This is a genomic window from Burkholderia sp. AU45274, from assembly GCF_030482505.1.
In the GTDB taxonomy this organism is placed as follows: Bacteria; Pseudomonadota; Gammaproteobacteria; order Burkholderiales; family Burkholderiaceae; genus Burkholderia.
This window is the reverse complement of sequence record NZ_JAUJQE010000010.1, coordinates 135,162-157,668: the sequence shown is the minus strand read 5'-3', so window position 1 is coordinate 157,668 and position 22,507 is coordinate 135,162. Positions and strand designations below refer to the sequence as shown.

Annotated in this window: 20 protein-coding genes; 12 read left to right on the top strand and 8 right to left on the bottom strand. The window is 65.3% G+C overall.

What is annotated here, in order from left to right; genetic code table 11:
* Positions 1-298 precede the first annotated feature (298 nt).
* Complete coding sequence (locus tag QZM35_RS29610) at positions 299-2,668, top strand: hypothetical protein (RefSeq protein WP_301777353.1); 2,370 nt, start codon at positions 299-301, stop codon at positions 2,666-2,668.
* A 295-nt stretch (positions 2,669-2,963) separates the two neighbouring features.
* Here the strand turns inward: QZM35_RS29610 and QZM35_RS29605 are convergent, their stop codons facing one another.
* On the bottom strand, positions 2,964-3,647 hold the full coding sequence (locus QZM35_RS29605) for a DedA family protein (RefSeq protein WP_174973294.1): 684 nt from the start codon (positions 3,645-3,647) through the stop codon (positions 2,964-2,966).
* Between the two features lie 173 nt (positions 3,648-3,820).
* On the opposite strand from QZM35_RS29605, the gene mutL reads away from it, so the two are divergent.
* Together mutL and miaA are read left to right on the top strand one after the other, a co-directional pair.
* The gene (mutL, locus tag QZM35_RS29600) at positions 3,821-5,812 is read left to right on the top strand and encodes a DNA mismatch repair endonuclease MutL (protein WP_301777352.1); all 1,992 of its coding nucleotides are present in this window, start codon (positions 3,821-3,823) and stop codon (positions 5,810-5,812) included.
* Entirely contained in the window at positions 5,809-6,789 is a 981-nt protein-coding gene (miaA, locus tag QZM35_RS29595) for a tRNA (adenosine(37)-N6)-dimethylallyltransferase MiaA (RefSeq protein WP_174973290.1), read from the top strand. Before mutL ends, miaA begins: the two co-directional genes overlap by 4 nt.
* A 5-nt stretch (positions 6,790-6,794) precedes the next feature.
* Here the strand turns inward: miaA and tetR are convergent, their stop codons facing one another.
* Positions 6,795-7,427: a tetracycline resistance transcriptional repressor TetR gene (gene tetR, locus QZM35_RS29590; protein WP_089424567.1), complete on the bottom strand. Its 633-nt coding sequence runs from the start codon at positions 7,425-7,427 to the stop codon at positions 6,795-6,797.
* Positions 7,428-7,490: 63 nt separating this feature from the next.
* Here tetR and tet point away from each other — a divergent pair, with 63 nt between their 5' ends.
* Positions 7,491-8,684, top strand: coding sequence for a Tet(A)/Tet(B)/Tet(C) family tetracycline efflux MFS transporter (gene tet / locus QZM35_RS29585; RefSeq protein ID WP_301777351.1), 1,194 nt, complete (start codon positions 7,491-7,493; stop codon positions 8,682-8,684).
* Between the two features lie 22 nt (positions 8,685-8,706).
* Here the strand turns inward: tet and QZM35_RS29580 are convergent, their stop codons facing one another.
* Both QZM35_RS29580 and purM read right to left on the bottom strand, forming a co-directional pair.
* On the bottom strand, positions 8,707-9,102 hold the full coding sequence (locus QZM35_RS29580) for an SgcJ/EcaC family oxidoreductase (protein ID WP_174973286.1): 396 nt from the start codon (positions 9,100-9,102) through the stop codon (positions 8,707-8,709).
* 110 nt (positions 9,103-9,212) lie between these two features.
* The gene (purM, locus tag QZM35_RS29575) at positions 9,213-10,268 is read right to left on the bottom strand and encodes a phosphoribosylformylglycinamidine cyclo-ligase (RefSeq protein WP_006484927.1); all 1,056 of its coding nucleotides are present in this window, start codon (positions 10,266-10,268) and stop codon (positions 9,213-9,215) included.
* A 250-nt stretch (positions 10,269-10,518) separates the two neighbouring features.
* Between purM and hda the strand changes: the two genes are divergently transcribed.
* The 8 genes from hda to QZM35_RS29535 all read left to right on the top strand — a co-directional run bounded on the left by hda (position 10,519) and on the right by QZM35_RS29535 (position 16,622).
* On the top strand, positions 10,519-11,253 hold the full coding sequence (gene hda / locus QZM35_RS29570) for a DnaA regulatory inactivator Hda (protein ID WP_006484992.1): 735 nt from the start codon (positions 10,519-10,521) through the stop codon (positions 11,251-11,253).
* Between the two features lie 11 nt (positions 11,254-11,264).
* Positions 11,265-11,942, top strand: coding sequence for an HAD family phosphatase (locus QZM35_RS29565; protein WP_089424564.1), 678 nt, complete (start codon positions 11,265-11,267; stop codon positions 11,940-11,942).
* 5 nt (positions 11,943-11,947) lie between these two features.
* A complete protein-coding gene (pcnB, locus tag QZM35_RS29560) occupies positions 11,948-13,486 on the top strand; it encodes a polynucleotide adenylyltransferase PcnB (protein ID WP_089424563.1) in 1,539 nt (512 codons plus the stop codon).
* Between the two features lie 35 nt (positions 13,487-13,521).
* The gene (gene folK / locus QZM35_RS29555; RefSeq protein WP_089424562.1) at positions 13,522-14,064 is read left to right on the top strand and encodes a 2-amino-4-hydroxy-6-hydroxymethyldihydropteridine diphosphokinase; all 543 of its coding nucleotides are present in this window, start codon (positions 13,522-13,524) and stop codon (positions 14,062-14,064) included.
* Positions 14,061-14,747 carry a deoxynucleoside kinase gene (locus tag QZM35_RS29550; protein ID WP_039361352.1) on the top strand — a complete coding sequence of 229 codons (687 nt, stop codon included), beginning with the start codon at positions 14,061-14,063 and terminating at the stop codon, positions 14,745-14,747. The genes folK and QZM35_RS29550 overlap by 4 nt, the downstream gene beginning before the upstream one ends.
* 45 nt (positions 14,748-14,792) lie before the next feature.
* A complete protein-coding gene (panB, locus tag QZM35_RS29545; protein ID WP_089424560.1) occupies positions 14,793-15,608 on the top strand; it encodes a 3-methyl-2-oxobutanoate hydroxymethyltransferase in 816 nt (271 codons plus the stop codon).
* A 187-nt stretch (positions 15,609-15,795) separates the two neighbouring features.
* A complete protein-coding gene (locus QZM35_RS29540) occupies positions 15,796-16,176 on the top strand; it encodes a BPSL0067 family protein (RefSeq protein ID WP_301777350.1) in 381 nt (126 codons plus the stop codon).
* Positions 16,176-16,622 (top strand): STY0301 family protein, encoded by a 447-nt coding sequence (locus tag QZM35_RS29535; protein ID WP_143329807.1) that lies wholly within the window; start codon positions 16,176-16,178, stop codon positions 16,620-16,622. The genes QZM35_RS29540 and QZM35_RS29535 overlap by 1 nt, the downstream gene beginning before the upstream one ends.
* Before the next feature lie 7 nt (positions 16,623-16,629).
* Here the strand turns inward: QZM35_RS29535 and QZM35_RS29530 are convergent, their stop codons facing one another.
* From QZM35_RS29530 to QZM35_RS29515, 4 genes are all read right to left on the bottom strand, one after another.
* The gene (locus QZM35_RS29530) at positions 16,630-18,549 is read right to left on the bottom strand and encodes a bifunctional anthranilate synthase component I family protein/class IV aminotransferase (RefSeq protein WP_301777349.1); all 1,920 of its coding nucleotides are present in this window, start codon (positions 18,547-18,549) and stop codon (positions 16,630-16,632) included.
* A gap of 13 nt (positions 18,550-18,562) precedes the next feature.
* Positions 18,563-19,699 carry a molecular chaperone DnaJ gene (gene dnaJ, locus QZM35_RS29525; protein WP_089430628.1) on the bottom strand — a complete coding sequence of 379 codons (1,137 nt, stop codon included), beginning with the start codon at positions 19,697-19,699 and terminating at the stop codon, positions 18,563-18,565.
* Positions 19,700-19,966: 267 nt separating this feature from the next.
* The gene (gene dnaK, locus QZM35_RS29520) at positions 19,967-21,919 is read right to left on the bottom strand and encodes a molecular chaperone DnaK (RefSeq protein WP_089424556.1); all 1,953 of its coding nucleotides are present in this window, start codon (positions 21,917-21,919) and stop codon (positions 19,967-19,969) included.
* Between the two features lie 162 nt (positions 21,920-22,081).
* On the bottom strand, positions 22,082-22,507 hold the full coding sequence (locus QZM35_RS29515; protein WP_089424555.1) for a thioredoxin family protein: 426 nt from the start codon (positions 22,505-22,507) through the stop codon (positions 22,082-22,084).

Here is a 22,507-nt window from a genome sequence, read left to right as displayed (position 1 = left end):
GTCCATCAACGAACGTGACGCGATCACATTTCAAACTTCCTACAACCCCTCGTCCTTCGGAACGAGGGGTTGACTGTCAAGGTCGACCCTAACCCTGGCGCTTTGGTTTGTACTGCAAGGTTCCGGGCGGATCAGGACTGACTATCCGCGCTTCGACTATGGCGCTACAGCAGCCATCTTCCCAACACAGCACACGCGAACTTCCCTCACGACGGAACAAAAACAAGGCGGGGAATGACCACCGTCACCGGAGTAGAATTAACAGATTATCGGAATACTTACAGTTGCTTACAGCAAATTGAAACATCACCTTCTCATCGCTGGCACGGGTCGTGCCGGAACAAGCTTCCTGGTCCAATATCTCACAGCGTGCGGACTCGAAACTCATCTCAGCAGAAATCCCGATGGTTGGATCGACGAGAATGCCAATGCGGGCCTTGAAGACTTTCCAGCAAAGGATGCCGACCTCCCCTATGTCGTCAAGTCCCCATGGCTCTATGAATTTGTCAATGAGCTACTGGCGCGCGATGACGTCCAGGTCGATGCCGTCATCGTCCCCATGCGGGATCTTGTGGAAGCCGCCACTAGCAGAGTAGTAAACGAATTGCGTGCACGCCTCGGGCGCGAAGAAATTCCCAATGAACTGACGCGCTGGCATACGTGGGGAACCGTACCAGGGGGCACGGTCTATTCGTTGAACCCGATCGACCAAGCGCGGCTACTATCGATGGGTTTCCACCAAGTAATCCATGCCTGTGTAAAGAAGCGCGTACCGCTTATCTTCCTCGAGTTCCCGCGGTTCATCACCGATGGCAAATATCTCTATGAACAATTGCGATCGGTCCTGGCTGGAATCGATTCATCCAGGGCAATGCGCTCGCACGCCCAAACGGCCCGGCCCGACAAAGTAAGGATTGCTAGCGAACTTGCGAATTCAGCAAGCATTTCAAAAGGAGATCTCTTTCCGAGCTTCGATTCGCTTGATCGGGTCGCGCTTCACCGAGAGATCACAAACGCACGGCGCGATCGCGATATTCATCGCACGGAAGCGGAACACCTGAAATCCGTCATTGTTGATGTCGAACGAAGACTGGGACAGAGCATACCTTCTGCAGCGAAAATCCAACTTTTTGTTGATTTTGGTAACGGCTTTTCGGAAGAGCATTCGTCAAGCCAAGCCATCGATCAGCACAAGGTTTCCGCAAGATATGTCTTTAACGTCGATCGCACCACCGACATTAAGACACTGCGACTCGACCCGATCGATGACTCTGCGGTCCTGATTGTCGAAGATGCCATCCTCACTCGACCGAACGATTCGATCAACTTGATGGACAAGCTGACATCAAATTGCTCATTCAGCGTAGACGGCATTCTCTACTTCGAGAGCAAGGACCCTCAGATCATCTTCAACGACATCCAGATTCAGTCACCAGACCCAACCGCTTTCCGTCTCGAATTTCAGATCAATTTCCTCAAGATCGGCATAGACGCGCAACTTGCCTGTGCGAAACTCGCGTGCCAACACGGCGAGATTCGGGCAAGGGAGCTGGAAGCTGAGGTAACGCAGTTACAGGGGGCATTACATGCGCACGTCAGCGCGCGCGAAGAACAGACCAGGTTGACGCAATCCCTTGAGGACGCTCATCGGCAAACCTTGCAGACGATGCAACTGGAACTCGCGCGCCGCGACACCCAGCATGCGGCGGCGATGGAACTGCTGAAAGCACAATTCGAGACTGCAACGCGCAGTTCGGACGAGCAGCATACCCGATTGACTCAATCTCTTGAGGATGCCCACCGGCAAACTTTGCAGGCATTGAAGCAGGATCTCGCACAACGCGACACTCAGCACAACGCGGCAATCGAATTGCTGAAAGCTCAGTTCGAAGCAGCAGCGCGCATTTCGGAAGAGCAGCAGACTGCGCTGGCGCAAGAATACAAAACGACAAACGCCGCCTTGACGGCATCCCATACAACCGCGCTTGAGCTCCAAGCGGAAAAGCAACGTGCTGCTCACGAATCGGCGATAGACTCCCTTCGCTCAGCCCATCAGAATGCCATTCGAGCAATTGAGGATCGGATTCGCGAGGTCATCGAACAGCAAATCGTTGAACTCGTCGCGTTCGATAGTACGATTTTGAGTTGGTTCGCGAGCGCGGAGTCCATGCTCGATCAATTCGACGGATTCACCGAATTGCAACGACTGCGGCCGATAGACGTAGCAGCAACCACTGAGCCGGATCTCCCTCAGCAGCCCGCCGTTCCCGAACTGTCAGACGCTCCGGCGACGCGTTCGCTAGGCTTCCATAACGAACATGCTTCGTGCAATCCGGATGCACTGTCAACCGCTCTCACCAAACTAGCATCGGAATTTGCCCAATACGAGCCGAGTTCTCGCGGTAGCCAATCGAGTCTCGGTAAACGCTACCTCGCAGCTCTTGCTTCGCTTCGACACGATCACGCGCATGCCGCGGAGCAGTTCGCGACTCGAAACCACCAACTGCTGACATGCCAACTGGAAAATCTTGCACAGGCAGAGCGGAAACACGGGAACGAGGTAAAGGACCTAATGGAACAGATCGAGGCACTTGAAGCAACCATTGAAACCATTCGGAAATGGAAGGGCTTCCGAACCGTCGCTTGGCTGAATGAGCGAAGCAATTAAGCTCCCCCGAACGCGTTGGCAGTCCGGCAGCCAACACGTCACTGAGCAGGCTAAAGTAAGACGCGGCGCGCCCGAGCCTCACGCCTCAAACAGCAGTGCTCTCAGTCGCCGCAGCCCGGAACGGCGATGCCCTTCCTTGCCCCCAGACAACCGTGTCAGTCCGTTCGGCACAACGATCTTCAACGCCGAATCCAGCAAATCTAGACCATGCTGATCAGCCGGCACTGGACGAAAAAAAGCGTGGCACCCGCCACGCTTTTTCATTGAACCAAAAAGAAAACGAACCGCTCCCCGCTCAGCGCCCGCCCGTCTTCTGCGCGTTATCCGACCGCCGCCCCCGCACCAGCTTCCACACCGCGCCAAGCGCGACCGGCACGACCGCCGCCCCGATCCCGACCAGCACGATCACGTTCAGGTACTGGCGGATGAACGGGATGTTGCCGAAGAAATAGCCGAGCAGCACGAGCAGCAGCACCCACACCAGCGCACCGATCACGTTGAAGAGCTGGAAGCGAGCGGCGCTCATCGACGACGCACCCGCCACGAACGGCGCGAACGTCCGCACGACCGGAATGAAGCGTGCGAGCACGATCGTCTTGCCGCCGTGCTTGTCGTAGAACGAGTGGGTCTTCTGCAGCGCGGCGCGATCGAGGAAGCGCTCGAGCACCGGGATATGCGTATTGAACACCTTCGGGCCGATCCAGCGGCCGATCATGTAGTTCACCGTGTTGCCGGAAATCGCCGCGACGAGCAGCAGCACGATCAGCAGGCCGACATTCATCTCGCCCGTCGCCGCGAACGCGCCGCCGATGAACAGCAGCGAATCGCCGGGCAGGAACGGAAACACGACGAGCCCCGTCTCGCAGAACACGATCAGGAACAGCACGAGATAGACCCACGCGCCGTACTGCCGGATGAAATCGCCGAGGAAAGCGTCGATATGCAGGACAAGGTTGACGAAATGAAGCAGCGTATCCAAATGCGATTCCTCGAAGGCGATAGGGCCGGAACGGCCGAAAAAGGCTGAAGCGCCCACCGGTCAAGGCCGGGCGTGTTACGGACCCATGATACCGAAACTACCTTAAGGCTCCGTGAAAAAACGTAACCGCCGGTCGCCCCGGCACGCATTCGCCGCCTCGCTATAATTCGGCCATGTCCGATATCACCGAAACGGCCGCGGGCGCCGCGCCCGCCCCCGCTCCGCGCCCGCTGCGCGCGATCCAGCCCCTGCCCGACCAGCTGATCAGCCAGATCGCCGCCGGCGAGGTCGTCGAACGCCCGGCGTCGGTCGTCAAGGAACTGCTCGAAAACGCGATGGACGCCGGTGCCAGCACGCTACGCATCGTGCTGGAAGAAGGCGGCGTCAAGCGCATCTCGATCACCGACGACGGTTGCGGGATTCCGCCGGACGAGCTGGCGCTCGCACTGATGCGCCATGCGACCAGCAAGATCCGCTCGCTCGAGGAGCTCGAGGCGGTCGCGACGCTCGGGTTCCGCGGAGAAGCGCTCGCGTCGATCGCGTCGGTCGCCGAGATGTCGATCACGAGCCGGACGGCCGAGGCCGCGCACGCGATGAAGATCGACGCGCAGACGGGCGTGCTGTCGCCGGCCGCCGGGGCGACCGGCACGACGATCGAGGTGCGCGAGCTGTACTTCAACACGCCCGCGCGGCGCAAGTTCCTGAAGAGCGAGCAGACCGAGTTCGGCCACTGCCTGGAAATGATTCGCCGCGCGGCGCTCGCGCGGCCGGACGTCGCGATCTCGGTGCTGCACAACGGCAAGGCGGTCGAGCACTGGAATGCGACCGAGCCGGCGCAGCGCGTCGCGAAGATCCTCGGCGACAGCTTCGCGACCGCGCACCTGCCGCTCGACGAGCAGGCCGGCCCGCTCGCGGTCTACGGCTGCGCCGGCCTGCCGACCGCAAGCCGCGGTCGCGCCGACCAGCAATACTTCTTCGTCAACGGCCGCTTCGTACGCGACAAGCTGCTGACGCACGCAGTACGCGCGGCCTACGAGGACGTGCTGCACGGCGACCGCTACCCGTCGTATGTGCTGTTTCTTGACCTTCCTCCTGAAGCCGTCGACGTGAACGTGCACCCGTCGAAGATCGAGGTGCGCTTCCGCGATTCGCGCTCGATCCACCAATATGTTTTCCATGCGGTCCAGCGCGCACTGGCGCGCCACGCGGGCGCGTCGCCGGAAACCACGGCGGGCGGCCATGCTGCGCAACTCTCACCGGCGCCGCGTGGGCCCGCTTCGTTCCTGGACACACCGCTCGGGCAAAGCCAGGGCCACGCAACCGGCAGCGGCGGTAGCGGCTTCTCGTCGCCGTCGTCGTCCTCATCGTCGGGCAACACGTGGATGCGCCAGGCGCGGATGACCCAGGGCACGCTGCCCGTTGCGCAGCCGCTCGCGCTCTATGACGCGCTGCTCGGCCGCAAGGACACGGGCGCGGGCACGCCGGACGGCACGACGACCCTCGCACGCGATTCGGCCGACGCGCCGATCGCACCGCTGTCGGGCTTCACCGCGTCGCCGATCGCCGCGACCACGCACGACGAGCAGCCACTCGGCTTCGCGCTGGGCCAGATCCACGGCATTTACGTGCTCGCGCAAAATGCGCACGGCCTCGTGATCGTCGACATGCACGCGGCGCACGAGCGGATCCTGTACGAACAGTTCAAGAACGCGCTTGCCGACCGCTCGGTCGCCGTGCAGGCGCTGCTGCTGCCGATCTCGATGACGGCCACGCCGGTCGAGATCGGTACGGTCGAGGAAGAGCGCGACACGCTCGAATCGCTCGGCTTCGACCTGGCGGTGCTGTCGCCGACGACGCTCGCGATCCGCGCGGTCCCGGCGCTGCTGAAGGATGCCGACCTGCAGTCGCTCGCGCGCGCGGTGCTCGCCGATCTGCACGCGTTCGGCGGCTCGCGCGTGCTCACCGAGCGTCAGCACGAACTGCTCGGCACGCTCGCGTGTCATCACGCGGTGCGCGCGAACCGGCGCCTGACGCTCGACGAGATGAACGCGCTGCTGCGGCAGATGGAAGCGACCGAACGCGCGGACCAGTGCAATCACGGCCGGCCGACGTGGTATCAGCTCACGCTGAACGATCTCGACCGCCTCTTCATGCGCGGCCAATGAGCGCAGCACAGCACGCCACCCCCAGCCCGACGACGATCGCCTGCCTGCTCGGCCCCACCGCATCGGGCAAGACGGCCGCGGCGCTGGCGCTCGCCGCGCGTCGCCCGATCGAGATCGTCAGCGTCGATTCGGCGCTCGTCTACCGCGACATGGATATCGGTACCGCGAAACCGTCGCGCGACGAGCGCGCGAGCGTGCCGCATCACCTGATCGACATCATCGATCCGGCCGACGCGTATTCGGCCGCGAGCTTCCGCGCGGACACGCTGCGCCTGATCGGCGAGATCGCCGCGCGCGGCCGCACGCCGCTGCTCGCGGGCGGCACGATGCTGTACTACAAGGCGCTGACGCAGGGACTCAACGACCTGCCGGGCGCCGATCCGGACGTACGCGCGACACTCGATGCCGAAGCCGAGCGCGATGGCTGGCCCGCGCTGCATGCGCGGCTCGCGCAGGTCGATCCCGACACGGCCGCGCGGCTCGCACCGAACGATTCGCAGCGGATCCAGCGTGCGCTCGAAGTGTTCATGCTGAGCGGGCAGCCGATGTCGGTGCTGCTTGCCGCGCCGCGGCGCACCGACGATGCGGCCGCCGCTTACCGCTTCGTGCCGGTCGCGCTCGAACCGTCGGATCGCGCAGTACTGCACAAACGGATCGAACAGCGCTTCGATGCGATGCTCGACGCGGGCTTCATCGACGAAGTCGAACGGCTGCGTCGTCGCGAGGACCTCCATCCCGATCTGCCGTCGATGCGCTGCGTCGGCTACCGGCAGGCGTGGGAATTCCTCGACGGCGACACCGACTACCGGACGATGCGCGACAAGGGCATCTTCGCGACGCGCCAGCTCTGCAAGCGCCAGATCACCTGGCTGCGCGCGATGCCGGAGCGGATCGTCGTCGACTGCATCGCGCCGGACTCGACGGCCCGCGCACTCGACGCGCTCGAACGCGTGCTCGACGGCCGCACGCCGGGCTGACCGCGTCAGCCGCGCTTGCGCGCTGCCAGGCGCGCACGGGCGCCGTCGACGATCAACGCAACGCCACGCTCGAACGCCTCGTCGCCGCTGCGCGCGCGCAGCGCGGCCCAGCCTTTCGCGAGCAGCGGATACTCGGCCGCGTCCGGCAGCGGCGCATCGGCGTCGCCGTCCGGTTCCGCCTGCTCTTCCAGCACCCATCCGACCACGAAGCGGCCCAGCGCATACATCACGTCGACCGCCTCGTCCGGCGCGAAACCCGCGTCGCCGAGCAGCGCGACCTTGCGTTCGATCGAGCCGAAATGCAGCGCGCGCGGCCGCGTCCCGGCATGCAGGCGCGCGCCGTCGCGATAGGCCAGCAGCGCACGACGAAAACTGCGCGCGTTGTCCAAAAGCCACGCATCCCACGCTTCGCCCGGCCGCGGCAGCGACGCATCGTGACGCTCGAGCATGATCGCCTCGGCCATCGCGTCGAGCAGTTCGCCCTTGTTCTTGAAATGCCAGTAAAGCGTCGGCGACTGCACGCCGAGCCGCTCGGCGAGCTTGCGCGTCGACAGCCCGTCGATGCCGACTTCGTCGAGCAGGTCGAGCGCCGCGCGCAATACCGTGTCGCGCGTCAGCCGCGCCCCTGTGTCCTTCATCTCTATCACCGATAGGGAAAGCTGTGGAATAATCGCCACTCTATCACCGATAGAGTCACGCTCTTGAATCCATCCCTGATCGCCATCCTGGCCACGGTCCTGCTCGACGCGATCGGCGTCGGGATCGTGATGCCGATCCTGCCCGGGCTGCTGCGCTCGCTCGCCGACGCAGGCAGCACCGACACCCATTACGGGATCCTGCTTGCGCTGTATGCGTTCGCGCAGTTCCTGTGCGCCCCGCTGCTCGGCGCGCTGAGCGACCGTTTCGGCCGCCGGCCGGTCCTGCTCGCGTCGCTCGCGGGCGCCGCGCTCGACTACCTGCTGATGGCGCTCGCGCCGACGCTCGCCTGGCTTTATGTGGGGCGGCTGATCGCAGGCATCACCGGCGCGAACGTCGCGGTCGCGACTGCCTATGTCACCGACGTCACCGCCGAACCCGATCGCGCACGACGCTTCGGCCAGCTCGGCGCGATGATGGGCATCGGCTTCATCGCCGGCCCGCTGATCGGCGGCCTGCTCGGCGCGCTGCACCTGCGCGCACCGTTCGTCGCAGCCGCCGTGCTCAACGCGCTCAATCTCGCGCTGGTCTGGCGTGCGCTGCCGGAATCGCGGCCGCGTTCGGCCCGCGAAAGCCATGCGGTTGGCGCGCTCAATCCGTTCGCCAGCCTGCGCCGGCTGACCGGCACGCCCGCGCTCGCACCGCTGATCGGCATTTACGTGATCGTGGCGCTGGTGTCGCAGGCGCCCGCAACACTGTGGATCCTGTACGGCCAGGAGCATTTCGGCTGGTCGACGCCGATCGCGGGGCTGTCGCTGGCGGGCTACGGCGCGTGTCACGCACTCGCGCAGGCCTTCGCGATCGGGCCGCTGATCGCGCGGCTCGGCGAGCGCCGCGCGCTTGCACTGGGTCTCGCAGGCGATGCGCTGGGGCTCGCGGCAATTGCGTTCGCGACCGCCGCGTGGGTGCCGTTCGCGCTGCTGCCGCTGTTCGCGGCAGGCGGAATGACGCTGCCGGCCCTGCAGGCGATGCTCGCGCGGCAGGTCGACGATGCGCGCCAGGGTGAGCTGCAAGGCGCGCTCGCGAGCGTGGCGAGCCTGATCGGCGTCGCGGGGCCGCTGGTCGTCACCGCGACCTATGCGGCGACACGCGCGACGTGGCCGGGGCTCGTCTGGGCCGCGGCCGCGCTGCTTTATCTGCTCGTCCCGCCGTTGCTGGCCGGTGCGCGGCCGGCGGGCGCGACACGGCCGTCCGCATGAGCGTCAGCGGGCACCGTCGTGCTCAATGCGCAAGCGTCACGAGATTCGCGTCGCGCACGAGCTGCCAGCGGCCGTCGGCCTTGCGGAAGATCGTCAGCGTATGGCCCGACCGGCGGATCGTCTCGCCGCCCGGCGGGGTCGCCTCGATCTCGATGAAATTGCGCATGTACGCCCAGTCGCCCAGCACGCGCAGTTCGTCGATCCGGTAACGGCCGTCGATCGTCGGCGCGTTGCCGCCCCCGGCGTTCGCGTCGCGCGACGCGGCCGCAAACGCCGCCTTGTCGAACGGCGGCTTGCCGGCCACCATGAAGATCGCGTCGTCGGCGATCAGGTCGAGCACCGTCGCCAGGTCGCCACGCCGGCTCGACACGAACCAGTTGTCCACGAGCTCGCGGATCGCGCGTTCGTCTTCGGTCATCGTCGTCCCTCCTTCATCGGCGCGCGCCCGTACGCCACGCAACGCCCGAAAAAAACCGCCCGGATCGACTCCGGGCGGCTTTCCTTGCTGCATCTGCTGCGGGCAGTGCGTCAGACCACGACCGTCTGCGCCTCGCCTTCGCGGGTCGCACGCACGGTACCGATCTTCCACACCTGTTCGCCGGCGGCGGTCAGGTCGGCGATCGCTGCGTCGGCATCGGCCGCCGACACGATCACGGCCATGCCGATGCCGCAGTTGAACACGCGGTGCATTTCGGCATCGGCGACACCGCCGTGCTCCTGCAGCCACTTGAACAGCGGCGGCAGCGGCCATGCGTTCTGGTCGAGCTCGGCGGTGAGGCCTTCGCGCAGCACGCGCGGAATGTTCTCGACGAGACCGCCGCCCGTGATGTGCGCCATGCCCTTCACCGACAGCTTCTGCATCAGCGCGAGCAGCGGCTTCACGTAGATGCGGGTCGGCGCCATCAGCGCGTCGGCCAGCGAGCGGCCGTGGAAATCGGCCGACAGGTCGGGGTTCGCGCGCTCGATGATCTTGCGCACGAGCGAGAAGCCGTTCGAGTGGATGCCGCTCGATGCGAGGCCCAGCACCACGTCGCCTTCGGCGATCGTGCTGCCGTCGATGATCTTGCTCTTCTCGACCGCGCCGACCGCGAAGCCGGCCAGGTCGTATTCGCCGTCCGGGTACATGCCCGGCATTTCGGCCGTCTCACCGCCGATCAGCGCGCAGCCCGACAGTTCGCAACCCTGCGCGATGCCCTTGACGACCGTTGCCGCGGTGTCGACGTCGAGCTTGCCGCACGCGAAGTAGTCGAGGAAGAACAGCGGCTCGGCGCCCTGCACGAGGATGTCGTTCACGCTCATCGCGACGAGATCCTGGCCGACGGTGTCGTGTTTGTTCAGATGAAACGCCAGCTTGAGCTTGGTGCCCACGCCGTCGGTGCCCGATACGAGCACGGGCTCCTTGTACTTCTTCGGCACTTCGAACAGCGCGCCGAACCCGCCGATGCCGCCGAGCACGCCGTCGCGCAGGGTTTTCTTCGCAAAAGGCTTGATCTTGTCGATGAGTGCGTCGCCCGCGTCGATGTCGACACCTGCGTCGCGATAGGACAGACCCTGAGCGTCGGGAGCGGATTTCGGAGGATTCATGGGGGAATGCGAGAAGGTCGGTAAAATGCGATTTTACCCGAAGCCGGCCCGTTGGCCGGAATTCCCAGCACCGAATCGTCAGGGATTGCATCTTGGTCAACACGTCCCCGTTTTCATCGCCGAGCGAACCGCGCCGAAACCGGCGTGGCGCCGTGCGTGCGGCCGCGCGTGAAGCCCGTGAAGACGCAAGCCCCGGCGCGTGCCCGGCGTACGGCGCGCGTATTTTCAACCGACCCGCATTGTGACTGTTGTGTCTCGTCAACTGACGCTCGATCTCGGCACGCCGCCGCCCGCCACGTTCGACAACTTCATCATGAACGAGGAGAACGACGAGCTCATCTCGCGCCTGCAGAAGCTCGACCTCGCGCTCGCGGCGGGCCCCGTGCCGGACCGGTCGTTCTACATCTGGGGCGAGCCCGGCTGCGGCCGCACCCATCTGCTGCAGGCGCTCGTGAGCGACGCGTCGTACGGCTATGCGCGCTACCTGACGCCGCAGAGCCCGCTCGGCGCGTTCACGTTCGACCCGCGCATCGGCATCTACGCGATCGACGACTGCGACCGGATGAGCGACACGCAGCAGGTCGCGCTGTTCAACCTGTTCAACGAAGTGCGCGCGCACCCGTCGAGCGCGTTCGTCGCGGCAGGCCCCGCGGCACCGCTCGCGCTCGACGTGCGCGAGGATCTCCGCACGCGCCTCGGCTGGGGGCTCGTGTTCCACCTGTCGCCGCCGTCCGACGCCGGCAAGATCGCCGTGCTCAAGCTCGCGGCGAAGGAGCGCGGAATCGCGCTCACCGACGACATCGCCGCCTACCTGCTGACCCATTTCCGCCGCGACATGCCGAGCCTGATGGCGCTGCTCGACGCGCTCGACCGCTTCTCGCTCGAGCAGAAACGCGCCGTCACGCTGCCGTTGCTGCGCCGCATGCTGGCGCGTCCCGGCGACGACATCACACCACCGGGCACGGGCCCGAACCGCTTCGAGTAAAATGCGCTTCCATGACTAATCTGGCACTCTTTGACCTCGATCACACGCTGATCCCGACCGATAGCGACCACGAATGGGGCCGCTTCATGGTGAAGCTCGGCATCGTCGACGCGGAAAGCTTCTCGCGTCAGAACGATCAGTTCTTCGCCGACTACAAGGCCGGCAAGCTCGACATCCACGCGTACCTCACGGCGATGATCACGCCGCTCGCGAAATATTCGCGCGCGCAGCTGGCCGAATGGCACGATCAGTACATGCACGAGGTGATCCGGCCCGCCATGACACCCGCCGCGCTCGAGCTCGTGCGCAAGCACCTCGATGCGGGCGACCTGTGCTGCGTCGTGACGGCGACCAACGAATTCATCACGCGCCCGATCGCGTCCGCGTTCGGCGTCGACACGCTGATCGCCTGCGAGGTCGAAACGACCGACGGGCATCCCGATTCGCCGTACACGGGCCGGCCGACCGGCACGCCGAGCTATCGCGAAGGCAAGATCGTGCGGACCGAAGCGTGGCTCGCGTCGCTCGGCAAGCAATGGAGCGACTTCCCGCACACCTATTTCTACAGCGACTCGCACAACGACATCCCGTTGCTCGAGAAAGTCACCGACCCGATCGCGACCAACCCTGACGACACGCTGCGTGCGCATGCAAGCAACCGCGGCTGGCGCATCCTCGATCTCTTCTGAACGTCGTGATCAAAAAATTCATCCGCAAGCTGCTCGGCCAGGACGAAACCGAGCAAACGTCTCCCGCAACGGCCCCGGCCGACGAAGCGGCCCCTGCTACCCCGCGCGCCCCGAAGGGCGCCCGCGGCGGCGGCGCGAAGAAACCGCGCAGCAACCATGAACCGACCGTCGTGCCGGCCAGCGTGCACGGCATCAACCCGGCGCTGATCTCGAAGAATGCCGTGCGCGTGACCGACACGCTGCAGCAGGCGGGCTTCCGTGCCTTCATCGTCGGCGGTGCGGTACGCGACCTGCTGCTCGGCATCGCGCCGAAGGACTTCGACGTCGCGACCGACGCCACGCCGACCGAGGTGCAGCGCCTGTTCCGCCGCGCACGCCTGATCGGCCGCCGCTTCCAGATCGTGCACGTGCAGTTCGGCCAGGAGCTGATCGAGGTCTCGACGTTCCGCGCGCTGGTCGATGCGCCGCCCGAGGCGGCCGCTGCCGAGCCGCCGAAGCGCCTGAAGCGCGACGAACTCGATCGCCGCACGCATGCGGTGGACGCGAGCGGCCGCGTGCTGCGCGACAACGTGTGGGGCGAGCAGCACGAAGACGCCGCGCGCCGCGACTTCACGATCAACGCGATGTACTACGACCCGTCGACGCAGACGGTGCTCGACTACCACGACGGGATGGCCGACGTGCGCGCCCGCCTGTTGCGGATGATCGGCGATCCGGCCACGCGCTTCCGCGAAGATCCGGTGCGGATGCTGCGCGTCGTGCGCTTTGCAGCCAAGCTCGGTTTCGAGATCGAGCCGCATACGCGCGAACCGATCAACGCGCTCGCCGACCTGATCAACAACGTGCCGGCCGCGCGCCTGTTCGACGAAATGCTGAAGCTGCTGCTGTCGGGCCACGCGCTCGCGTGCCTGCAGCGGCTGCGCAAGGAGGGCCTGCACCACGGGCTGCTGCCGCTGCTCGACGTCGTGCTCGAACAGCCGCAGGGCGAGAAGTTCATCACGCTCGCGCTGAACAACACCGATGCACGCGTGCGCGCCGGCAAGCCGGTCTCGCCGGGCTTCCTGTTCGCGACGCTGCTGTGGCACGACATGCGCCAGCGCTTCGAGCAATACACGGCCGAAGGCGAAATCCCGGTGCCGGCGCTCCATCGCGCGATGGACGACGTGCTCGACATGCAGACCGAGAAACTCGCGATCCACAAGCGTTACTCGGCCGACATGCGCGAGATCTGGGGCCTGCAGCTGCGTCTCGAGAAACGCTCGGGCCGCAGCGCGATGCGGCTGCTGGAACACCAAAGGTTTAGAGCGGGGTATGATTTCCTCCTGTTACGCTGCGAATCCGGCGAGCTCGATATGGAAGTCGGACAGTGGTGGACGGATTTCATCGAAGGCGACGCGGCCGCTCGCGAGGCATTGCTCACGCAGGGCGGCACGAAGGAAAAATCGCCCCGCAAGCGGCGCCGCCGCGGCGGCGTGCGAAACCGCAAGCCGGGTGAAGGTGCCGCCGAGCCGGCACCGGACGCCTCGGGCGGTTCCGACGACTGACGCGCTCGCCGGCGAACGACGTAGGAAGTGATGCCATGACGGTTGCATATATCGGACTGGGGGCGAATCTCGGCGATGCGCGCCAGACCCTGAAGGACGCGGTGGTGTGCCTTGCGCAGCAGCGCACCATCTCGATCCTCGGCAAATCGAGCCTGTATCGCACGGCGCCCTTCGAAGCGGGCGGCGACGACTACTACAACTGCGTCGTCAAGCTCGACACGACGCTGTCGGCCCGCGAGCTGCTCGCGCTGTGCCAGAAGATCGAACATCACTTCGGCCGCGAGCGCCCGTATCGCAATGCGCCGCGCACGCTCGATCTCGACATCCTGCTGTTCGGCGACGATTCGATCGACGAGCCTGACCTGATCGTCCCGCATCCGCGCCTCACCGACCGTGCGTTCGCGCTCGTGCCGCTCGTCGAGATCGAGCCGGCACTCGACATCCCCGCGCGCGGCCGGGCCGACACCTTCCTCGCCGCCGTCGCGGACCAGCGCGTCGAGAAGGTGCAGACCTGCCAGTGCCTGATGCAGAAGGCGCTCGCTGCCAGCGAAGACGCCGACAAGAACCGCTGCCGATGACCCCGACTCCCCTCACCGTCACCGCGCCCGACCTGCGCGCCCCGCACCGCTATCTCGTGATCGAAGGCCCGATCGGCGTCGGCAAGACGACGCTCGCGCGCCTGCTCGGCGAACGCTGGTCGATGCAGACGCTGCTCGAGCGCCCGCAGGACAACCCGTTCCTCGAACGCTTCTATCGCGATACCGCGCGCTACGCGCTGCCCGTGCAGCTGTCGTTCGCGCTGCAGCGCGCGCAGCAGGCACGCGAGTTGATCGGTGCGCTCGAAACGGGCCGCCCGGTCATCGCCGATTTCATGCCGCAGAAGAACGACATCTTCGCGCGGCTGAACCTGCCGGAAGACGAGTGGCAGCTCTACCGCTCGGTCGCGACGCACGTGGACGTGCCGCAGGCGCCGTCGCCCGATCTCGTCGTCTACCTGCAGGCGAGCCCCGAAGTGCTGTTCTCGCGCATCCAGAAGCGCGGGCTGCCGATGGAGCTGCAGATCAGCGATGCGTACCTGCGCTCGCTCGTCGACGCGTACAACGAATTCTTCTACCACTACGACCGCACGCCGGTGCTGACGGTCGCCGCGGAACACCTGAATCCGCTGGATTCCCCCGAAGATCTCGCCCTGCTGGTCGAGCGCATCGAGACGATGCGCGGCCGCAAGGAATTCTTCGTCAAGGGCGAGACGACGCGCTGACGCGTCCTCGCCTGTCGTTCCTCACCTATTCGAACCGGATTTCCCATGACCTATCTCCAGGAATCGAGCCGGCCTGCCGTCACGGTGCCCAAGCTGCAGGCAATGCGCGACGCCGGCGAGAAGATCGCGATGCTCACCTGCTACGACGCGAGCTTTGCCGCACTGCTCGACCGTTCGGGCGTCGACGTGCTGCTGATCGGCGATTCGCTCGGCAACGTGCTGCAGGGCCACACGACCACGCTGCCCGTGTCGCTCGACGACATCGCGTATCACACCGCCTGCGTCGCCCGCGCGCAGCCGCGCGCGCTGATCATGGCCGACCTGCCGTTCGGCACGTACGGCACGCCGGCCGAGGCATTCGCAAGCAGCGTCAAGCTGATGCGCGCTGGTGCGCAGATGGTCAAGCTCGAAGGCGGCGAATGGCTCGCCGAGACGGTCCGCTTCCTCGTCGAGCGCGCGGTGCCCGTGTGTGCGCACGTGGGCCTCACGCCGCAGTCGGTGCATGCGTTCGGCGGCTTCAAGGTGCAAGGCAAGACCGAAGCCGGTGCGGCGCAACTGCTGCGCGACGCGCGTGCGGTCGAAGCGGCCGGGGCGCAGGTCGTCCTGCTCGAAGCCGTGCCGACGCTGATCGGTTCCGAGGTCACGCAGATGCTGCGCGTGCCGACGATCGGCATCGGTGCAGGCGCCGACTGCTCGGGCCAGGTGCTCGTGCTGCACGACATGCTCGGCGTGTTCCCCGGCAAGCGGCCGCGCTTCGTGAAGGATTTCATGCAGGGCGAGCCGAACATCCAGGCGGCCGTCGAAGCATACGTGCGCGCGGTGAAGGATGGTTCGTTCCCGGGCCCGGAACACTCGTTCTGATCGGGCCGGCAGCGCCGTGGGGCGCTGCCGACGACCGCATAACACACTCGCTGACGCGGCCAGCAATACGGTATGCCGTTTCTCGTACAGCATCGCCGGACAACGCGTACTTTCTAACTCGTCCTATTTCCGCTCATCTTCGCCGCTGCGACCATCAAACCTTCGTCAACCGAAGGAGTGGTAAAAGATGGCTCATGTGTATGAGAAGGCGGCCGAACTCGTCGGGCAAAAGCTGGCGGGCGACGGCGAATGCGTCGCGCTGGTCAAAATTTATACTTCCGTCGGCCCCACCGCCATCTGGCGCCCGGAAAAAAAAGCAAGCGGCGACTGGAGTATTCGCGCCGGAACCGTGATTGCAACTTTCGAGAATGATCGCTACCCAAGCCGATCGCATGGCAATCATGCGGCGTTCTATCTGGGCCAGGATGTGCGCGGTATCCACGTCGTTGAACAATGGCGCTCACTCAAGGCAATTCAGAGGAGATGCATTCCGTTCAAAGGCAAAGACAAAAATGGCCGTTACATCGACCCGAGCAATAACGCCGATGCATTTTCTGTCGTGAAATGATGATGCTCATCCGCCAAAATCCGTATCGATTGCTCGCCGTCGCTGCGCTCGCATACGTTTCGCTCGTCGCATCACCCGCGTCCGCCGCGACAACGGATTGTCCTACGCGACTCGCCGTTACCCAGCAGCTCGACGGTCAACCGCCCGATGGTTGGAAAAGCTTCGACACGCAAAGCTCCTATCCGCTTGCCAGCGTCACCTTCTGGTCAGGGCCGCCGGATCGGATGGCGTCGTTGTTGCCGAACCGCTCGCGCTCCGAGTCCAAAGGCGACATTTATATCTGGTCGCTCGCCGAAAGCCGTGAAGACTACTGGATTTCGTGCGACTACGGCAATACGAGCGTTGTAATCGCACGGCCACTGGGCAAGCAGGCACAGACTTGCGTCGCGCGCTACAGACGTGGGCACGCCATCGTACAAAGCTGGCAATGTACACCGCAGAAGTAATCTGCGTTCAGGCCGATGTGCAGCCGTGAATCAGCCGCGCCGCCACCGGCCCGCGCAGCGCATTGCAAATCATCAACTCATCCGCGTTCAGCACATCGTCGAGCGTCAGCGCACGCTCTTTTGCGCCGAGTACCGGATCGTCGAGCAGCACGCCGCGCATCACGCCCGGCAGCACGCCCGATTCGAGCGGCGGCGTCACCCACTGGCCGTCGAGCTTCACGAACAGGTTCGAGCGCCCGCCTTCCGTTACCTCGCCGCGCTCGTTGACGAACAGCATGTCGAACCCGCCGAGCGCCTCCGCAGCCTGCCACGCGCGGTCGTATTCCGCACGGCGCGTGGTCTTGTGCAGCAGCAGCGCGTCGCTCGCACGGGTCGGTGCGAAGCCGTGCGCGGACGCCAGCAGCACGCCGACCGGCCCCGCCGGCAACGGCTTGAGCGGCGCCGTGATGATCTCGATCGTGCCGTCCTTCGCGAGCGCGAGCTTCATCCGGTAAGCGCCGTCGCCGTCGAACGCCGCGCAGCGCGCATCGATCTCGCGACACAATGCGTCGGCGTCGAAGCGGAAGCCGAATGCATCCGCGCTACGCTGCAGCCGCGCGAGATGGCGATCGAGATGCCGGATGCCGTCCGCACGCGTGGCGGCCGTCGTTTCGAACAGCTGGAAGCCGGGATCGGCGTCCGTCAGGAATCGCGCTTTCAATTCGCACTCCGCATATTCGTCGGCCGCGACGCTGTCGAGCACGATGCCCGCGCCGACGCCCATCGTGCCGCAGCGCCGTCCGGCTGCGGCAGTGACCGTGCCGTCCGCGTCGTTGCCAACGCCGGCCGCATCGAGCGTCAGCGTCCGGATCGCCACCGACAGGCAGAAATCGCCGCAGCCGGCCGTGCCGCCGTGCGACGCATCGCCCGCGACTTCATTCGGCGCATCGAGCCAGCCGATCGCGCCCGTATAGAGCCCGCGCGGCGTCGACTCGATCGCGTCGATCAGTTCCATCGTCTTGTGCTTCGGCGCGCCCGTGATCGATCCGCACGGAAACAGCGCACGCAGCATCTGCGCGAACGTCGTCCCGTCGCGCCAGCCGGCCTCGACCGTCGACGTCATCTGCCACACCGACGCATACGGCTCGACGGAGAACAGCGCCGGCACGCGGACCGTGCCGGTGCGCGCGATCCGCGACACGTCGTTGCGCAGCAGGTCGACGATCATCACGTTTTCCGCGCGGTTCTTCGGATCGTTCGCGAGGAACGTGGCCGCCGCCGCATCGTCGCGAGGGTCGGCCGAACGCGGTGCCGTGCCCTTCATCGGCCGCGCGCGCAGCACGTCGCCGTGCTTCTCGACGAACAGCTCGGGCGAGCACGACACGACCCACGGTCCGTCGGGCAACGCGATCAGCGCGCCGTAGCGCACGGGCTGGCGCGCGCGCAGCCGCCGGTACAGCGCGAGCGGCGTGCCGAACACGTCGAAGTTCAGCCGGTACGTGTAGTTGACCTGATACGAATCGCCCGCGCGCAGCGCGTCGTGCACCGCGGCGATCGCTGCATCGAACGCATCGCGCGACACGCTCTTTTCGACATGCGCGACGCCCGCGATCGACGGCGCGCCGCCGCCATCCTGCTGCGCGAGCCACGCGTCGACTTCGTCGCGCGACAGGCGCTCGCAGCGCGCAAACAGCAAAAAGCGCAGCGGGGCATGGCCCGGCTGCGCTCGTTGCAAATCTCGTCCGAATTCGTAATCGCCGACGACGACCGCATGCAGCCCCTCGCGCAGATCCTGCGCCACCGCCGCGTCGACCTCGTCGAGCCGAGCCGGATCCGTGCACACGCGTTCGCGCACGAACCCCGAATACAAACGACTCGACCGCGCGAACGCGGTCGAGTCGCAATCGTCCAAGAGCGCGAACGACGCGCTCTCGTTGCCTTCAGTCATGCTGTTACTCGAGTTACTCGAAGAAGCTCTTCACACGATCGAACCAGCTCTTGCTCTGCGGGCTGTGACGCGCGCCGCCCTCGGCCAGCGATTTCTCGAACTGCTTGAGCAGGTCGCGCTGGTTGTCGGTCAGCTTCACCGGCGTCTCGACCTGCACGTGGACGTACAGATCGCCCGCGATGCTCGAACGCAGCCCCTTGATGCCCTTGCCGCGCAGGCGGAACGTCTTGCCCGACTGCGTGCCTTCCGGCACCGGGAACGACGCACGGCCGGCCAGCGTCGGCACCTCGATCTCGCCGCCGAGCGCGGCGGTCGTGAACGGGATCGGCATCTGGCAGTGGAGATCGTCGCCGTCGCGCTCGAACACCGAATGCGGCTTGATGTGGATCTCGACGTACAGGTCGCCCGGCGGCCCGCCGTTGATGCCCGGCTCGCCGTTGCCGGCCGAGCGGATCCGCATCCCGTCGTCGATCCCGGCCGGGATCTTCACTTCGAGCGTCTTGGTTTCCTTCACCTTGCCCGACCCGTGGCAATGCACGCACGGCTCGGGGATGTAGGTGCCCGTGCCGTGGCACTTCGGGCAGGTCTGCTGGATGCTGAAGAAGCCCTGCGACATGCGCACCGTGCCCTGGCCGTGACAGGTCGGGCAGGTTTCCGGCTTCGTGCCGGGCTTCGCACCCGACCCGTGGCAGACCTCGCACGACACCCAGCTCGGCACGCGGATCTGCGTGTCGTAGCCGTGTGCGGCCTGCTCGAGCGTGATTTCCATGCTGTAGCGCAGGTCGGCGCCGCGATACACCTGCGGGCCGCCACGGCCGCCGCGCGCGGCGCCGCCCGCCGCCTGGCCAAAGATGTCGCCGAAGATGTCGCCGAACGCGTCCGCGAAGCCGCCGAAGCCCTGTGCGCCCGCACCGCCCATGTTCGGATCGACGCCCGCGTGGCCGTACTGGTCGTACGCTGCCCGCTTCTGGCCGTCCGACAGCATTTCATAGGCTTCCTTCACCTCCTTGAAATGCTCTTCCGCATCCTTGCTGTCCGGATTGCGGTCAGGGTGATACTTCATCGCAAGCTTGCGATACGCCTTCTTGATTTCGTCGTCGCTCGCATTCTTCGCGACGCCCAGAACCTCGTAGTAATCCCGTTTCGCCATATCGATTCACTGTGCCGCCACGCATCGCGCACGCGGCGGCTCCTTTCGCCTGCAGTAAAGTCTCTCGACTCGTCTGGCGCTGCGCCCGCCGCGGACGGCGCGTGCAGCACCCGCCAAAAAACAAATGTGCCCGGAGGGCCGCGAAGCCCGCCAGGCGTGGAGTCGATCCGGCCATCCGGAAGGAAAGACAGACCGCTTGTCAGCCAACCCGTCAGCCGCACGCCGCGCGCGGGTGGCGCGCGGCGTGCGGCACCGGGGCAACCCGGCTTAGTCCTTCTTCACTTCCTTGAACTCGGCGTCGACGACATCGTCGGCAGCCTGTTGCGCACCGCCCGCGTGGGCCGCGCCTTCCGCTGCGCCCGCTGCACCGGCCGCACCTGCTTGCTGGGCCTGCATGTCGGCGTACATCTTTTCGCCGAGCTTCTGCGACACCTTGCCGAGCTCCTCGACCTTCGCGTCGATCGCAGCCTTGTCGGCCGACGAGTCCTTCAGCACTTCCTCGAGCGACTTCAGCGACGCTTCGATGGCTTCCTTCTCGCCCGCGTCCAGCTTGTCGCCGTACTCGGTCAGCGCCTTCTTCGTGCTGTGGACCAGCGCGTCGCCCTGGTTGCGCGAATCAGCCAGCTCGCGCAGCTTGTGATCTTCCGCTGCGTTCGCTTCCGCGTCCTTGATCATCTGGTCGATTTCAGCCTCGGACAGACCCGAATTCGCCTTGATCGTGATCTTGTTTTCCTTGCCGGTCGCCTTGTCCTTCGCGCCGACGTGCAGGATGCCGTTCGCGTCGATGTCGAAGGTCACTTCGATCTGCGGCACGCCGCGCGGTGCCGGCGGGATGCCTTCGAGGTTGAACTCGCCGAGCAGCTTGTTGCCGGCTGCCATTTCGCGTTCGCCCTGGAACACCTTGATCGTCACGGCGCCCTGGTTGTCGTCCGCCGTCGAGTACACCTGGGCGTGCTTCGTCGGGATCGTCGTGTTCTTGCTGATCATCTTCGTCATCACGCCGCCGAGCGTCTCGATGCCGAGCGACAGCGGGGTCACGTCGAGCAGCAGCACGTCCTTGCGGTCGCCCGACAGGACCTGGCCCTGGATCGCCGCGCCGACTGCGACGGCTTCGTCCGGGTTCACGTCACGGCGCGGATCCTTGCCGAAGAATTCCTTCACCTTCTCCAGCACCTTCGGCATGCGCGTCTGGCCGCCGACCAGGATCACGTCGTCGATGTCCGACACCTTGACGCCTGCGTCCTTGATCGCGATGCGGCACGGTTCGATCGTGCGCTCGACGAGGTCTTCCACCAGCGCTTCCAGCTTCGCGCGGGTGATCTTCAGGTTCAAGTGCTTCGGGCCCGACGCGTCAGCCGTGATGTACGGCAGGTTGATTTCGGTCTGCTGGCTCGACGACAGCTCGATCTTCGCCTTTTCAGCGGCTTCCTTCAGGCGCTGCAGCGCGAGCACGTCCTTCGACAGGTCGACGCCCTGCTCCTTCTTGAACTCGCCGATGATGTAATCGATGATGCGCTGGTCGAAGTCTTCACCGCCGAGGAACGTGTCGCCGTTGGTCGACAGCACTTCGAACTGCATTTCGCCGTCGACGTCCGCGATTTCGATGATCGACACGTCGAACGTACCGCCGCCGAGGTCATACACGGCGATCTTGCGGTCGCCCTTCTCGGCCTTGTCGAGGCCGAACGCGAGCGCAGCCGCGGTCGGCTCGTTGATGATCCGCTTGACTTCGAGGCCCGCGATGCGGCCGGCGTCCTTGGTTGCCTGGCGCTGGCTGTCGTTGAAGTACGCCGGCACCGTGATCACGGCTTCCGTGACCGGCTCGCCGAGGTAGTCTTCGGCCGTCTTCTTCATCTTGCGCAGCACTTCCGCCGACACTTGCGGCGGCGCGAGCTTCTCGCCGTGTGCCTCGACCCATGCATCGCCGTTGTCGGCCTTGATGATGGCGTACGGCATCAGGCCGATGTCCTTCTGGACTTCCTTCTCTTCGAAGCGGCGGCCGATCAGGCGCTTCACGGCGAACAGCGTGTTCTTCGGGTTGGTCACCGACTGGCGCTTGGCCGGCGCGCCGACCAGCACTTCGTTGTCGTCCATGTAGGCGATGATCGACGGCGTGGTGCGCGTGCCTTCCGAGTTCTCGATGACCTTGACCTGGTTGCCTTCCATGATGGCGACGCACGAGTTCGTGGTGCCGAGGTCAATACCGATGATCTTTCCCATTTTTTCCTAATCTCCAGAAATGCTTGTTTGCTGCGCAAAATCCCGCGTTTTGGGGCGGTTTCGCGCGCCAGAATTCAACTCTGTTCCCGAAATGCGTCCGTCCGGTTCGTTTTCAAGACCCGACGTGCGATGCGGATATTAAATTTTTTCAATCGCTGCCGGCTAGCGGATCGCCCCCGACGGATTGCCGCCCAGCGGATTGCCGCCCGCCGCGGCGATTTTCGCGCGTGCCGCCGACACCGCTGCCTGGAACTGCGCGAGGCCATGCCAGCCCGTCGCGCGGCCGAGCCGCTTGCCGCGGTGGAAGAAGAACCACGTCGGCACGCCGTGCAGCCCGAAGCGGCGCCCCAGCTGGTGGTGTTCGTACACGTTGCAATGGAACCACTTCAGGTCCAGCGCGCGGATCGCGTCGGGCTGGGCGAGCATCGCCTTCTTCGCGATCTCGCAGTTGAAGCAGTCGACGCCCCAGAAGAACACCACCGCGAGCGCATCGCCCGCGCCGTCGATCGCCGCGTCGAACGTGCCGGCGTCCAGCGCCTGCATGTCGAACGCGTCGAACGCGGCCGGATCGACGCCGGCTGGCAGCAT